Annotated in this window: 13 protein-coding genes; 12 read left to right on the top strand and 1 reads right to left on the bottom strand. The window is 64.7% G+C overall.

The window, feature by feature from the left end; translation table 11 throughout:
• Positions 1-4: 4 nt before the first annotated feature.
• From ABIA90_RS22460 to ABIA90_RS22435, 6 genes are all read left to right on the top strand, one after another.
• Positions 5-964, top strand: coding sequence for a sialic acid TRAP transporter substrate-binding protein SiaP (locus tag ABIA90_RS22460; protein WP_354119553.1), 960 nt, complete (start codon positions 5-7; stop codon positions 962-964).
• 233 nt (positions 965-1,197) lie between these two features.
• Positions 1,198-1,776 carry a TRAP transporter small permease gene (locus ABIA90_RS22455; protein WP_166102683.1) on the top strand — a complete coding sequence of 193 codons (579 nt, stop codon included), beginning with the start codon at positions 1,198-1,200 and terminating at the stop codon, positions 1,774-1,776.
• A 4-nt stretch (positions 1,777-1,780) separates the two neighbouring features.
• A complete protein-coding gene (locus ABIA90_RS22450) occupies positions 1,781-3,187 on the top strand; it encodes a TRAP transporter large permease (protein WP_063981330.1) in 1,407 nt (468 codons plus the stop codon).
• Entirely contained in the window at positions 3,184-4,233 is a 1,050-nt protein-coding gene (locus ABIA90_RS22445; RefSeq protein WP_354119354.1) for an L-idonate 5-dehydrogenase, read from the top strand. Before ABIA90_RS22450 ends, ABIA90_RS22445 begins: the two co-directional genes overlap by 4 nt.
• A gap of 73 nt (positions 4,234-4,306) precedes the next feature.
• Positions 4,307-5,497, top strand: coding sequence for a mannonate dehydratase (gene uxuA / locus ABIA90_RS22440; RefSeq protein ID WP_080586724.1), 1,191 nt, complete (start codon positions 4,307-4,309; stop codon positions 5,495-5,497).
• A 114-nt stretch (positions 5,498-5,611) separates the two neighbouring features.
• Positions 5,612-6,763: an alpha-hydroxy acid oxidase gene (locus ABIA90_RS22435; protein ID WP_063981332.1), complete on the top strand. Its 1,152-nt coding sequence runs from the start codon at positions 5,612-5,614 to the stop codon at positions 6,761-6,763.
• 20 nt (positions 6,764-6,783) lie between these two features.
• Here the strand turns inward: ABIA90_RS22435 and ABIA90_RS22430 are convergent, their stop codons facing one another.
• Complete coding sequence (locus tag ABIA90_RS22430) at positions 6,784-7,722, bottom strand: LysR family transcriptional regulator (RefSeq protein WP_354119355.1); 939 nt, start codon at positions 7,720-7,722, stop codon at positions 6,784-6,786.
• Positions 7,723-7,934: 212 nt separating this feature from the next.
• On the opposite strand from ABIA90_RS22430, the gene ABIA90_RS22425 reads away from it, so the two are divergent.
• From ABIA90_RS22425 to ABIA90_RS22400, 6 genes are all read left to right on the top strand, one after another.
• Entirely contained in the window at positions 7,935-9,017 is a 1,083-nt protein-coding gene (locus tag ABIA90_RS22425) for an ABC transporter ATP-binding protein (RefSeq protein WP_354119356.1), read from the top strand.
• A 36-nt stretch (positions 9,018-9,053) separates the two neighbouring features.
• On the top strand, positions 9,054-9,770 hold the full coding sequence (locus tag ABIA90_RS22420; RefSeq protein ID WP_354119357.1) for an HAD family hydrolase: 717 nt from the start codon (positions 9,054-9,056) through the stop codon (positions 9,768-9,770).
• A 15-nt stretch (positions 9,771-9,785) separates the two neighbouring features.
• Entirely contained in the window at positions 9,786-11,093 is a 1,308-nt protein-coding gene (locus ABIA90_RS22415) for an NAD(P)/FAD-dependent oxidoreductase (protein WP_354119358.1), read from the top strand.
• 27 nt (positions 11,094-11,120) lie between these two features.
• A complete protein-coding gene (locus tag ABIA90_RS22410) occupies positions 11,121-12,170 on the top strand; it encodes an ABC transporter substrate-binding protein (protein ID WP_354119359.1) in 1,050 nt (349 codons plus the stop codon).
• A gap of 68 nt (positions 12,171-12,238) precedes the next feature.
• Positions 12,239-13,051 carry an ABC transporter permease gene (locus ABIA90_RS22405; RefSeq protein WP_049807861.1) on the top strand — a complete coding sequence of 271 codons (813 nt, stop codon included), beginning with the start codon at positions 12,239-12,241 and terminating at the stop codon, positions 13,049-13,051.
• Positions 13,048-13,833 (top strand): ABC transporter permease, encoded by a 786-nt coding sequence (locus tag ABIA90_RS22400; RefSeq protein WP_063981335.1) that lies wholly within the window; start codon positions 13,048-13,050, stop codon positions 13,831-13,833. Before ABIA90_RS22405 ends, ABIA90_RS22400 begins: the two co-directional genes overlap by 4 nt.
• Positions 13,834-13,862 lie beyond the last annotated feature (29 nt).

Below are 13,862 nucleotides of genomic sequence, written 5' to 3'. Positions count from 1 at the left end.
GACGATGGTGCTGGCGACTTCGGTCGCGGCGATGTGCGCGGCGACCAATCCGGGCATGGCGCAGACCAAGCTCAAATGGGCCCATGTCTACGAGACCTCGGAGCCGTTCCACACCGCCTCGGTCTGGGCCGCGCAGGAGATCGGCAAGCGCACCAACGGGCGCTATACCGTCGACGTTTATCCGGCGTCGCAACTCGGCAAGGAAGCCGACATCAACCAGGGCCTCTCGCTCGGCTCGGTCGACATCATCATCTCCGGCTCGAGCTTCGCGGCCAAGAGCTTCCCGCCGATCGGCGTGACCTACTATCCCTACACCTTCCGCGACGCCGACCATCTCCTTGCCTACACCAAGAGCGACATCTTCAAGGAGCTCGCCAAGGGCTATGAGGACAAGAGCGGCCACCACATCGTCGCGGTGACCTATTACGGCGTGCGCCAGACCTCGTCGAACAAGCCGATCAAGACTTGCGCCGACCTCAAGGGCCTCAAGATGCGCGTGCCCGACGTTCCGGCCTATCTCGCGATGCCGCGCGCCTGCGGCGCTAACACCGCGCCGATCGCGTTCGCCGAAGTCTATCTCGCGCTCCAGAACGGCACCGTCGAGGCGCAGGAGAACCCGCTGACCACGATCGAGGCCAAGAAGTTCTACGAAGTGCAGAAGCACATCGTGCTGACCGGCCACATCGTCGACCACCTCAACACGGTGGTGGCGGGCGCGCTCTGGAAGAAGCTGAGCGACGAGGACAAGAAGATCTTCACCGACGTCGCCCAGGAGGCGGCTGCGAAAGCGACCGCTGAGATCAAGCAGAACGAGGCCAAGCTGGTTTCCTTCTTCAAGGAGAAGGGACTGACCGTGACCGAGGTCGACAAGAACGAGTTCCGCGACATCGTGCTGAAGAACGTTGCGTTCGAGACCTTCGGTTATCGCAAGGCCGACTGGGAACGCATTCAGGCGGTGAAATAACTGAGACCCTCATGGTGAGGAGCGCGAAGCGCGCTCCGGACGATGCTTCGCATCGCCGGGCGAACCATGTAGGCCCGGATGTCGCTCGGGCGTCGCCTGAGGCCATCCTTCGAGACGCTTGCTTCGCAAGCTCCTCAGGATGAGGAGCGGAGTTCGTAGAACTAAGTCGTCGTTCCGGGCTCGGCTCTTCGAGTCACCCCGGAATGACGATTAAGAGGTTGAGGAGTAACCCCATGTCCACCGTCGAAGTGCACCGGCAGATCACCGGGGACGAGATCGCCCACACCTTCGAGGAAGAGGCGGTGCCGAAGGTCGATCTCGGCGTCTACGCTTTCGAGGACTGGGTGGCGCTGGTGATCTTCTGGGTGATGGCGCTTGCCGTCTTCCTCCAGTTCTTCACCCGCTACGTCCTCAACGACAGCTATGCATGGACCGAGGAGATCGCGACCTACTGCCTGATCGGCGTGGTCTTCATCGGCTCCTCGATGTGCGTTCGGCTGTCGCGGCACATCCAGGTCGACCTGATCTACCGCTATCTGCCGCATGTCGTGGCGCGCGGGCTGTCGACCGCGATCGACCTGATCCGGATCGCTTTCTTCGGCTACGCCATCAAGCTGGTCTGGGTCTATATCCAGATCATCGGCGACGAATCGATGACCACGATCAATCTGCCCAAGGACTACGTCTATTACGCCGTGCTGGCGGGCTTCGTGCTGATGTTCGTGCGCTCGGTGCAGGTGGCCATCCAACATTTGCGACAGGGCTATTCGATCCTCGAACGTCCCGGCGCCTACGACGGTTTTGAGGGGTAGAGTTATGCTGCTGTTGCTTGGAGGCTTCCTCATCCTGATGCTGCTCGGCGTTCCCGTGGCGATTGCCATGGCCGCGTCGTCGCTGCTCTACATCCTGGTCAGCGGCGTGACGCCTGATGTCACGCTGGCGCAGCGCATGATCGCCGGCGTCGAGAGCTTTCCGCTGCTCGCGGTGCCGTTCTTCATCCTGGCCGGCAATCTCATGAACATCGCCGGCGTGACCGGCCGCATCTACAAATTCGCGGTCGCGCTGGTCGGCTGGATGCGCGGCGGCCTCGGTCACGTCAACATCATCGGCTCGGTGATCTTCTCCGGCATGTCGGGCACGGCGATCGCGGACGCCGCCGGTCTCGGCACCATCGAGATCAAGGCGATGAAGGACCACGGCTATTCCACCGAGTTCTCGGTCGGCGTCACCGCGGCCTCAGCCACGCTCGGGCCGATCATCCCGCCGTCGCTGCCCTTCGTGATCTACGGCATGATGGCGAACGTCTCGATCGGTGCGCTGTTCCTTGGCGGCGTCATTCCCGGCATCGTCATGACGCTGCTGATGATGGCCACCGTCACCTATTTCGCGCACAAGAACAAATGGGGCAGCGATACGCCGTTCTCCTGGCCGCAGCTCGGCTCGGCCGGCATCGAGATCGCCATCGTGCTGGCTTTCCCGCTCGCGATCTGGCTGATGGTGCTGGCCGGCATGTCCACCAACATGGCCGTTGTCATCGGCCTCGGCACGCTGCTCGCGATCGACTGGTACTTCGACTTCTCGGCGGTGATGGCGCTGATGGCGCCGGTCATCCTGATCGGCGGCATGACGCTCGGCTGGTTCACGCCGACGGAGGCCGCGGTCGCCGCCGTGATCTGGTCGCTGTTCCTCGGTCTCGTCCGCTACCGTACCATGACCTTGAAGACGGTGGCGAAGGCGACCTTCGACACCATCGAGACCACGGCCTCGGTGCTGTTCATCGTCACGGCAGCCTCGATCTTCGCCTGGCTGCTGACGGTGTCGCAGGCAGCCCAAATGCTCTCGGACTGGATGCTCAGCATCACCCACAACAAATGGGTGTTCCTGGCGCTCGCCAACGTCCTGATCCTATTCGTCGGCTGCTTCATCGACACCACGGCGGCGATCACCATCCTGGTGCCGATCCTGCTGCCGATCGTGCTCAAGCTCGGCATCGATCCGATCCATTTCGGTCTGATCATGACGCTGAACCTGATGATCGGCCTGTTGCATCCGCCGCTCGGCATGGTGCTGTTCGTTCTCGCCCGCGTGGCAAAACTCTCGGTCGAGCGCACGACGGTCGCGATCCTGCCCTGGCTGGTGCCGCTGATGGTCGCGCTGATCGCGATCACCTACATTCCCGAACTGACCCTCTGGCTGCCTAAATACATGGGACTCTCCAAATGACCTCCACCGCTCTCGCCGCAACCCTGTTCGGCCCCGAAGATCTGCGCATGATCGAGCATCCGCTCGACAGGCTCGCTGATGGCATGGTGCGCATCCGTTTCGGCGCCGGCGGCATCTGCGGCTCCGACATGCATTATTTCCGTCATGCCCGGACCGGCGATTTCGTCGTGAAGTCGCCACTCGTGCTCGGCCACGAGATCTCCGGCGAGGTCGTGGAGATCGCAGGTTCCGCAGCGAACCTGAAGGTCGGCGACCATGTCGCCGTCAATCCGTCGCGCTGGTGCGGCCATTGCGTCGCCTGCCGCGAGGGACGGCCTAATCTCTGCGAGAACATCTACTTCATGGGCTCGGCCTCGAAGACGCCGCACATGCAGGGCGGTTTCGCCAACTATTTCGACGCGATCCCCGCGCAATGCGTGAAGATCCCCGACCACGTCTCCTATCAGGCCGCGGCGCTGGCCGAGCCGCTCGCGGTCTGCCTGCATGCGGTGGCGCGCGCCGGCAACATCGAGGGCAAGCGCGGCATCATCTTCGGTGCCGGCCCGATCGGGCTTTTGACCATGCTCGCCGCACACCGCGCCGGCATGGCCGACATCACGGTGGCGGACATCGCGCCGGCGCCGCTCGCCTTTGCGACCCGGCTCGGCGCTTCGCATGTCGAGAACGTCTCGGCCGGCGAGGAAGGACTGAAGGCACAGGCCGCATCGCGTCCCTATGACGTCGCGTTCGAGGTCTCGGGCACCGCCGCGGGCCTTGCCAGTGCGATCGGCATCGTCAGGCGCGGCGGCATTGTGGTGCAGATCGGCAATCTGCCGGGCGGCCAGATTCCGACGCCGTCGAATGCGGTGATGGCGAAGGAGATCGACCTGCGCGGCTCGTTCCGCTTCGGCTTCGAGTTCATGACCGCAGTGGAACTGATCAGCGCCGGCAGCGTCGACGTGCTGTCGCTGGTCACCGCCGAGCGGCCGCTGTCGACCGCGCCGGACGCACTGCGGCTGGCGCTCGACCGCTCGCAGAGCGTCAAGGTCGTGCTGACCGCGAACTGATTCTTTGTTTTGACGCGTTTTCTTCACGCGAACCGGTATCCACTTCGCTCGAAAACGCTTTAGGAGAATTTCGATGATGCTCGAGGGATGGCGCTGGTACGGTCCGGATGATCCGGTGTCTTTGGACGATGTCAGGCAGGCCGGGGCGACGGATATCGTCTCGGCGCTGCATCAGGTACCGATCGGCGAAGCCTGGACACGCAAGGCGGTCGAGGAGCGCAAGAACTTCATCGAGCACGGCCAGCCCGGCCGCTCGCAACTGACGTGGTCGGTGGTGGAGTCCATTCCGATCCCCGACGACGTCAAGCGGCTCGGGGCTAAGGCGACGGCCTCGATCGAGGCGTGGATCGCGAGTCTCGAAGCGGTGGCCGCGGCCGGCATCAAGATCATCTGCTACAATTTCATGCCGGTGGTCGACTGGTGTCGCACCGATCTGGAATGGGAGCTGCCGAACGGCGCCCGCGCCATGCGCTTCGACCAGGACCGCTTTGCAGCGTTCGAGCTGCATATCCTGAAGCGCCCCGCCGCCGTTCAGGAGTATTCGCCCGAGCAGCAGGCGCGCGCGAAAAAGCTGTTCGAGAAGATGAGCCAGGCCGATATCGACTATCTCGTCATGGTCATCGCCAGCGCGCTGCCGGGCTCGACCACCGAGCCGATGACGATCCCGCAATTCCGTGACCGGCTGGAGACCTACCGCGACATCACGCCAAAGATCTTGCGGCAGCATCTCGCCGAGTTCCTGGGCCGCGTCACGCCGGTCGCCGAGCAACTCGGGGTGTCCCTGACGCTGCATCCCGACGATCCGCCGCGCCCGCTGTTCGGCCTGCCGCGCATTGCCTCGACCGCCGACGACTATCAGGCTCTGTTCGATGCCGTTCCCTCAAAGGCCAACGGCATCTGCCTGTGCACCGGCTCGCTCGGCGTGCGCGCCGGGAACGATCTGCCTGCGATGGCCGAGCGCTTCGGACCGCGCATCGCGTTTGCGCATCTGCGCGCGACCAAGCGCGAGGCCGACGGCCTGTCCTTCTACGAGTCCGATCATCTCGACGGTGACGTCGACATGGTCGCGGTGCTGAAGGCGCTCTTGAAGGAGAACGCACGGCGTTCGCCCGACAAGAGAATCGTGTTCCGTCCCGACCACGGCCATCGTATGCTCGATGATCTCGCCGCCACCAAGCGCACCAATCCCGGCTATACCGCGATCGGACGCCTGCGCGGCCTCGCCGAACTCCGTGGCGCGATCAGGGCGATCGAGCATCGATAGGAGACCGGCGGCTCCATCAGGCGAGAAATCGCCGCGATGGCGGCCGCTGACAGCATCGGCGGCGCGATGGCAAGATGGTCGACGCGCAGAGCATGCCGCGAGCGGAGTTGAGAAATGCGCCTGACACAGTGTCATAACTTCCACGATTTCCGGCGGCTGGCGCGCCGCCGACTGCCCGGTCCGATCTTCGACTACATCGATGGCGCGGCCGACGATGAGACCACCCATCGCCGCAACAGCGCGAGCTTCGAGCATTGCGACCTTCTGCCCAACGTGCTGCGCGGCGTGCAGGACGTCGATCTGTCGGTCACCATCATGGGTCAGAAGCTCGCGCTGCCGTTCTACTGCTCGCCGACCGCCTTGCAGCGCCTGTTCCATCATGAAGGCGAGCGTGCCGTCGCCGCTGCTGCGGCGAGCTACGGCACCATGTTCGGCGTCTCCTCGCTGGGCACGGTGTCGCTGGAGGAATTGCGCAAGGCCCACGACACGCCGCAGGTCTATCAATTCTATTTCCACAGGGATCGCGGTCTCAACCGCGCCATGATGCAGCGCGCCAGGGACGCGGGCGTCGAGGTGATGATGCTGACGGTCGACAGCATCACCGGGGGAAATCGCGAGCGCGATCTGCGCACCGGCTTCAGCATTCCCTTCCGCCTGACGCCTGCGGGGATGCTGCAGTTCGCGATCAAGCCGATGTGGGGTATCCAGTATGTCAGCCACGAAAAATTCAGGCTCCCGCAGCTGGAGGAGCATGTCGACATGAGCGGCGGCGCCATGTCGATCGGTCGCTACTTCACTGAAATGCTGGATCCCGCGATGAATTGGGACGATGTCGCGGAGATGGTGCGGACCTGGAACGGCCCGTTCTGCCTGAAGGGGATCATGTCGGTGGAAGACGCGCGCCGCGCGGTCGATATCGGCTGTGCCGGGATCGTCCTTTCCAATCATGGCGGCCGCCAGCTCGACGGCTCCCGCTCGGCTTTCGATCAGCTCGCCGAAATCGTCGATGCCGTGGGCGACCGCATCGACGTGATGATGGACGGTGGCATCCAGCGCGGAACACATATCCTGAAAGCGCTGTCGCTCGGGGCCAAGGCGGTCGGGCTTGGACGATACTATCTCTATCCGCTCGCCGCCGCCGGCCGGCCCGGCGTCGAACGGGCCCTCGGCCTGCTGCGGGCCGAGCTCGTGCGCGATATGAAGCTGATGGGATGCACGTCGATCAGCCAGCTATCGCGCGCCAATCTGCGCTTCCGGCCCGGGTAGCGCGCCGTGATCGTTCGGCATCAATAGCAGGCGGCCATCGCGCCGAGCTTCGGATAGAGCCGGTCGATCGCGGCGATCTCGCTTTTCATCTGCGCGATGATCCAGTCGCGGATCTCGGCGGCGATGGGGCGCATCGGCCGGTTGCGCGGCGGCAGGAATTCGCAGATGCGCCGCGTGGTGGTGAGCGTTTCGGAGGCCGGCACGAGCGCGCCGGTCAGGAGCCAGTGCGAGGCCACCGTCAGCCAGCCGAGCGCGATGCCCTGGCCGAGCAGGGCGGCCTGCATCACGACGGCATAGTCGGTGAAGCTCAGCGCCTTGGCCGCACCGCGGCGGCCGGTGAGAAGCGAGGCGTAATCCGCCGCCCAGTCGCCCGGTGTCTCGGCGAGGCGAATGATGGTGTTGCCTTCGGTGGGATCGGTCTCGCCGAGATAGCCGGGGCTGCACATCGGCAGCATGACTTCCTTCATCACCAGCGTGCCGCCGGATGACGGCTCGTCGCGGTCACGGAAGCGCATGCCGAGGTCGACATTCTCGACCGGCCCGCGCAGCGCGCCGGAGATCAGTTGGAAGCGCAGATCGACGTCGGGAAATTGCTTCTGGAGCTTGTCGATGCGCGGCATCAGCCAATGTGTGGTGAAGGCGGAGGAGACCGACAGCGTCACCGTCTCGGTGCCCTTGCGGCGCCGCTCGATCTCGACGAGCCCGGTCTCGATGCTGCGAAAGCCTTCGAGCACACGGCGATAGAGCAGCTCGCCTTCCTCGGTGAGCACCGCGCGCCCCGCAGTGCGGTCGAACAGGCGGACGCCGAGATGCTCCTCGAACTGTCCGAGCATCCGGCTCACCGCCGGCTGCGTGACGTTGAGCTCGGCTGCTGCCGCCGTGAAACTGCCATTGCGCGCCGCTGCGTCGAAGACGAACAGGGCGTTACTGGAGGGCAGCATCCGGCGCAGCTCGGGCATAACGCCATGTTATGGACGCGGTGAGAATTTGGCAATTGCCGAGTTTTGCCAAGTCTGGTGTCATTGACATCACAGCCTAAAGACAGGACTTGCGAACGAAGATTTGGTGCGGTGCACGCTTCGGCCGTAAGTGGTCAACATTCCTGTCTATAAAGCAGGCTTATGGCGCGCAGTGAGGCACGCCATTGCAGGGAACGAGGCGAGGTCGATCGTTGGGCAAACGAGCGGAAAGCGTCGAGATCAGGTCCGCGAGCAAGGCGTATGGCCCCGTTCGCGCTCTCGACGACGTTTCGCTCAATGTCGGCGCCGGCGAGTTCGTCTCGCTGCTCGGGCCTTCCGGCTCCGGCAAGACCACGCTGCTTGGAATTCTCGGCGGCTTCATCCTGCCGTCGAGCGGAACCATCCTGTTCGGCGGTCGTGACGTCACCTGGATGCCGCCGCACAAGCGGGACATCGGCGTGGTGTTCCAGAACTACGCGCTGTTCCCGCATATGAGCGTCGGCGAGAACGTCGCCTTTCCCCTGCGCGCACGGCGCCTGCCGAAAGCGAGCTGGCCCGACAAGGTGCGCGCAGCACTCGCGATGGTCGGTCTCGCCGGCTATGAAGAGCGCGGCATCGCGCAGCTCTCCGGCGGCCAGCGCCAGCGCGTGGCGCTGGCGCGTGCGATGATCTTCGAGCCGCGCCTGATCCTGATGGACGAGCCGCTCTCCGCGCTCGACAAGCAGCTCCGCGAATCCATGCAGATCGAGCTGCGCGCGCTGCACCGGCGCATCGGCGCCACCATCATCTACGTTACCCACGACCAGCGCGAGGCGCTGACCATGAGCGACCGCGTCGCCGTGATGAAGGACGGCCGGCTGATCCAGATCGACGCGCCCGAGCGGCTGCACGATCATCCCGCGGATTCCTTCGTCGCGAGCTTCATCGGGGAAGCGACGATGCTGCCGGTTCGCCGCGTCGATGCCTCCAGCGTCGCGCTCGGCAATGCGCTGCTGCGCAGCGCCCGCGCCATTCCCTCAGGCGATGCCCTGATGCTCGCCGTGCACAGCGAAAAGCTCCTGATCGACGACGGCGCGCAGGATGCCGCCTGCAACCGGCTGACCGGAACGGTCACCGACATCGTCTACCAGGGCGAGAGTCTCCGCATCTTCCTGGCGCTCGCCGATGGCATCGCACTCAGCCTGCGCCAGCCGAGCTATCACCAGGCCTACAGCCGCATCCCGCCGCTCGGCGGCAGCCTCACCGTGACCCTTCACCCCGAGGACACCATCGTTGTCCCCAGGGCGGGGGACTGAACTCAAGCCTTGTTCAACCGAGAGAAGAAACCAAAGATGTCGTCAGCAGCCTCGTTCAGCAATTTCAAGGTTCTCACCTTCGACGTCGTCGGCACCTTGATCGATTTCGAGACCGGCGTACTCTCCGCGGTACGCAAGATCTCCGGCAAGTCGCCGGCCGAGCTCAGCGACGAGCAGATCTTCGAGCCCTACAAGCGCGGCCGCGACAAGCATTATGAGCGCTCGAGCGAGGCGATGTTCCACGTCTATCGCCATCTCGCCAAGGAGCTCGGGCTTCCCTCCGACGATGCGTCCTGCGATGTGTTCCAGCTCTCGGTGCTGCGCTGGGGGCCGTTCGCGGATTCGGTCGAGGCGCTGAAGCGCCTGCGCACGAGGTTCCGGCTGGTGGCGATGACCAATGCGGATCGCGTCGCGCTCTCCTGCTACGCGCACGCGCTCGGCAATCCCTTCGACGACACCGTCTGCGCCGACGATACCGGCGTTGCCAAGCCGAACCCGGAGTTCTTCGCCTACAACAAGGGGCGCCAGTCAGCTTTCGGCTACAAGCAGTCCGACATCCTGCACGTCGCGCAGAGCCAGTACCACGACATCGGGATCGCGCGAAAGCTCGGCTACAAGGTGTGCTGGATCGAGCGCCGCCAGGGCATCGCCGGTTTCGGCGGCACGCCGGCGGTGGAGACGCTGACCAAGCCGGACTTCCACTTCCCGACGCTGAAGGCGCTGGCCGACGCGGCCATCGGACCGGCGGCGTAAGGCATGAGCGGCGGCATGACACGGGATTGGAGCGCATTGCCATCGGCCAACTCGCTGTGGGAAGCCACGGCGGAGCCGGCGCGCGCGTGTCCCGTGCTGTCGGGCGAGCGACAGGCGGATGTGGTGATCATCGGTGCAGGCTACACGGGCCTCTCCGCGGCGCACCACATCGCCAAGAGCGGCCTGTCGCCGGTCGTGCTGGAGGCGAACCGTCCCGGCTGGGGCGCGAGCGGGCGCAATGGCGGGGTGATCACCGCAAAATTCCGCCTGTCGTTCCGCGAGATCGACGCCGCGCATGGTCGCGCCATGGCGCAGCGCATGTACGAGATCGCGCATGAATCGACTGACATGGTCGAGGAGCTGGTGTCCGAATTCGGCATCGCCAGCGCGGCGCTGACACGCACGGGCCAGGTCAAGGCTGCGCATAACGAGACGACGCTGAAGGCCGCGATCGACGAAGCCAACTGGATGACGCGCGAGATGGGCTCCGCCGAAGTCCGCATCCTCGACAAGCGCGGGGTGCGTGACGAAACCGGCTCCGACATTTTTGTCGGCGGCGTGCTCAATCCCGGCTCCGGCGGCATCCATCCGCTGAACTATCTGCGCGGGCTCGCCGATGGCGTTGCGCGCCGCGGCGTTCCGATTTTCCAGGAGTCGCCGGTGGTCAAACTCCGGCGTGAGAACGGCGGCATCGTCGCCGAGACGCCGCAAGGCGCGGTGCGCGCGAAACAGGCGATCATCGCCACCAACAGCTATTCCGATCTCACCAGCGCGACCGCGCATATGCAGCGTACGCTGATCCCATTCCGCAGCGCCATGGTTGCGACCGCGCAGCTGCCGCGCAATCTCGCGGGCAAGCTGATGCCGACGGGGCGCACCTACACCGAGACCAAGCGCATGATGCGCTGGTTCCGCATGGTCGACAACCGCGTCATCTTTGGCGGCCGCGGCGCCTTCGGCAAGCAGGACTCGCAAGCTGCCTTCGACGCCTTGCGCAAGGCGATGGTCGGCATCTTCCCGGATCTTGCCGATGTGCCGCTCGCCTATAAATGGTCGGGCCTCGTCGGCATGACGCTGGACTCGGTGCCGCATATCGGCCGGCTCGACGATCGCACGCTGGTCTCGATGGGCTACAACGGCGCCGGTGTTGCGATGTCGAGCCTGATGGGCCGCTATCTCGCCGCCTTCGTGCGCGGCGAGACGCCCGAGGTCGGGCTGCTCGATATCAGGCGCATGAAGGCGATCCCGTTCTATCCGCTGCGCGAGCCCGCCGTGCGCATGGTCGCCGGCTGGTACCAGTTTCTCGATGCGATCGGTCAGTGAGATTATTTGGTGATGGAGGAGGCGAGGATGATGACGAAACGGCATTCTGGATTTGGCTACGCCCTGTTGGGCGCCATCGCGTTTAGCGGCACCGCGGCGAGCGCCGCCGAGCAGATCACCTTCGTCTCGCAAGGCGGCGCCTATCAGGCGGCGCAGACGGTGGCGATCCTCGATCCCTCCGCCAAGAAGCTCGGCATCACCATCAACCAGGACTCCATTCCCGACGCCTGGCCCGCGATCAAGACGCAGGTCGGCAGCGGCAAGCCGATCTGGGACGTCGTCGACACCCCGACCGGCAACTGCCTGCGCGGCGGCGAGCAGGGGCTGATCGAGAAGCTCGACTTTTCGAAGATTCCAAACGGCGCCGCGATGCCGGAGGCCTATCGCAGTCCCTATTCGGTGTCCTACGAGTTCTATTCCAGCGTGCTGGCCTACAGCCAGAAGACCTTCCCGAAGGACGCGCCGAACAGCTGGGCCGATTTCTGGGACGTGAAGAAATTTCCCGGCCGCCGCGCGCTGCGCAACCATCCGTTCGCGACGCTCGAGGCCGCGCTGATGGCCGACGGCGTCGCGCCCGACAAGCTCTACCCGCTCGACGTCGACCGCGCCTTCAAGAAGCTGGAGGAGATCAAGCCGCACATCACGGTGTGGTGGACCTCAGGCGCGCAGTCGGCGCAGCTGCTCAATGACGGCGAGGTCGACATGGAGATGGCCTGGAACGGCCGCGTCAGCGCGGTGGCCAAGGAGGGTGCAAAGGTCTCCTTCACCTACAACCAGGGCGTCCTTCAGAGCACCTCGCTCTGCATCCTCAAGGGCGCGCCGAATCTCGATACCGCGGTGAAGTTCCTCAATGAGGCCGTCGATCCCGTGCACCAAGCCAATCTGCCGCTCAACATCGACTACGGCCCGGGCAATCCGAAGGCGTTCGAGACCGGCGTGATCAAGCCCGAGCGCGCCGCGCAATTGCCGAGCGAGCCGGCGAACGCGGCCAAGCAGGCGCTGATGTCCTACGCCTGGTGGTCCTCGCCCGCGGGCGAGGCCGCCGAGAAGCGCTGGGCGTCGTTCATGCAGAAGTGAGCGAGGCAGCGTTGACGAGATCGGTGCCAGATTCCTCCCAAAAGCATCAGCGCCGCGAGCATGCGCTGATGCTGGCATTGGTGTCGCCGGCGCTGCTCGTGATTCTTCTCCTGATCGTGCTGCCGGTCGGCTGGCTCGCCTGGCAGTCGATCTACCATGACGGTTTCACGCTGGAGAATTATCGCCGGGTCTTTACCGAGGACATCTACTGGCGCAGCTTTGCGCTGACCTTCGAGATCAGCCTCGCGGTGACGGTCATCGCGTTGCTGCTCGGCTATCCCGTCGCCTATCTCGCCAACGCCGTGCCGAAGGGCTGGAGCATCCTGATCCTGTCGCTGGTGGTGCTGCCGTTCTGGACCAGCGTGCTGGTCCGCGCCTATGCCTGGCTGGCGCTGCTCCAGCGCACTGGCGTGATCAACCAGTTCCTGCGCTATCTCGATGTGATCTCCGAGCCGCTCGCGCTGGTGCACAACACGTTCGGCACGGTGGTTGCAACCGTGCACATCCTGCTGCCGTTCATGGTGCTGCCGCTCTATGCCACCATGCAGAAGATCCCCGGCGATTTGATGCAGGCCGGCGCGAGCCTGGGGGCGAGTCCGTCGCTGACGTTTTTCCGCGTGTTCCTGCCGCTGTCGCTGCCGGGCGTGCTCGCCGGCTGCACCATGGTGTTCGTGCTCTGCCTCGGCTTCTACATCACGCCGGAATTGCTCGGCGGCGGCCGCACCGTGATGGTGTCGATGCTGGTGAGCCGCAATGTCGAGCTCTACAACCAGTTCGGCGCCGCGAGCGCGGTCGCCGTGGTGCTGCTCCTCAGCGTGCTCCTGATCTTCTTCGCCGTCAGCCGCTTCATCTCGCTCGATCGCGTGTTGGGGCAGAAATGACGCGCACTTCGCCCGCACGGATTGTCCTCTACGTGATCAGCGCGCTGGTGCTGGTCTATCTGATCCTGCCCGTCCTGATCATCGCGCCGATCTCGTTCTCCAGTGCGCGCTTCCTGACGTTCCCGCCGCCGTCGTTCTCGCTGCGCTGGTACCAGCAATATTTCGCCAATCCGGCCTGGATGCAGGCGACGCGGGTGACGCTGACGGTCGCGTTCTTCACGGTCCTGATCGCAACGCCGTGCGGGGTCGCGGCGGCCTACGCGATCAGCCAGTCGAAGCTGCGCATCATGCGCATCATCCACATGGCGCTGCTGCTGCCGCTTGTTGTGCCGATCATCATCACTGCGGTCGGCATCTTCTTCGTCTATGCAAAGGTCGGCCTGGTCGCGACCATGCCCGGCCTCGTGCTGGCGAACGTGATGCTGGGCCTGCCCTACGTCGTCATCTCGGTGCTCGCGGGCTTGCAGAGCTTCGATCCGGCACAGGAGATGGTGGCGCGCAGCCTCGGCATGAACCGCCTGCGCAGCTTCTTCGCGGTGACGCTGCCGCAGATCAAGTCCAGCGTGGTCGCGGGCGGCATCTTCGCCTTCATCTCGGCGATGGACGAGACCATCGTCGCGCTTTTCATCTCCGGCGGCCAGTATCAGCCGCTGACCAAGCGCATGTTCACCGCGCTGCGCGACGAGATCGACCCGACCATCGCCGCGATCTCGACGCTGATGACGGTGGCGTCGTTCATGCTGGTGCTGCTGGCGAGCACGCGGGGGAAGAGGGGCGGGTGAGGGGGGCTCCGGTCTCCGCCGTCATCACC

It is taken from the genome of Bradyrhizobium sp. LA6.8 (genome assembly GCF_040547935.1).
GTDB lineage: Bacteria > Pseudomonadota > Alphaproteobacteria > Rhizobiales > Xanthobacteraceae > Bradyrhizobium > Bradyrhizobium barranii.
This window is presented reverse-complemented; position numbering and strand designations above follow the sequence as displayed.

Bases quoted from the DNA above. Each gene is read 5' to 3' on its own strand.
- ABIA90_RS22430 (WP_354119355.1), bottom strand. From the start codon at position 7,722: ATGCCCGAGCTGCGCCGGATGCTGCCCTCCAGTAACGCCCTGTTCGTC.
- ABIA90_RS22400 (WP_063981335.1), top strand. From the start codon at position 13,048: ATGACGCGCACTTCGCCCGCACGGATTGTCCTCTACGTGATCAGCGCG.
- ABIA90_RS22405 (WP_049807861.1), top strand. From the start codon at position 12,239: ATGCTGGCATTGGTGTCGCCGGCGCTGCTCGTGATTCTTCTCCTGATC.
- ABIA90_RS22435 (WP_063981332.1), top strand. From the start codon at position 5,612: ATGCGCCTGACACAGTGTCATAACTTCCACGATTTCCGGCGGCTGGCG.
- ABIA90_RS22460 (WP_354119553.1), top strand. From the start codon at position 5: ATGGTGCTGGCGACTTCGGTCGCGGCGATGTGCGCGGCGACCAATCCG.
- ABIA90_RS22445 (WP_354119354.1), top strand. From the start codon at position 3,184: ATGACCTCCACCGCTCTCGCCGCAACCCTGTTCGGCCCCGAAGATCTG.
- ABIA90_RS22455 (WP_166102683.1), top strand. From the start codon at position 1,198: ATGTCCACCGTCGAAGTGCACCGGCAGATCACCGGGGACGAGATCGCC.
- uxuA (WP_080586724.1), top strand. From the start codon at position 4,307: ATGATGCTCGAGGGATGGCGCTGGTACGGTCCGGATGATCCGGTGTCT.
- ABIA90_RS22415 (WP_354119358.1), top strand. From the start codon at position 9,786: ATGACACGGGATTGGAGCGCATTGCCATCGGCCAACTCGCTGTGGGAA.
- ABIA90_RS22450 (WP_063981330.1), top strand. From the start codon at position 1,781: ATGCTGCTGTTGCTTGGAGGCTTCCTCATCCTGATGCTGCTCGGCGTT.
- ABIA90_RS22420 (WP_354119357.1), top strand. From the start codon at position 9,054: ATGTCGTCAGCAGCCTCGTTCAGCAATTTCAAGGTTCTCACCTTCGAC.
- ABIA90_RS22410 (WP_354119359.1), top strand. From the start codon at position 11,121: ATGATGACGAAACGGCATTCTGGATTTGGCTACGCCCTGTTGGGCGCC.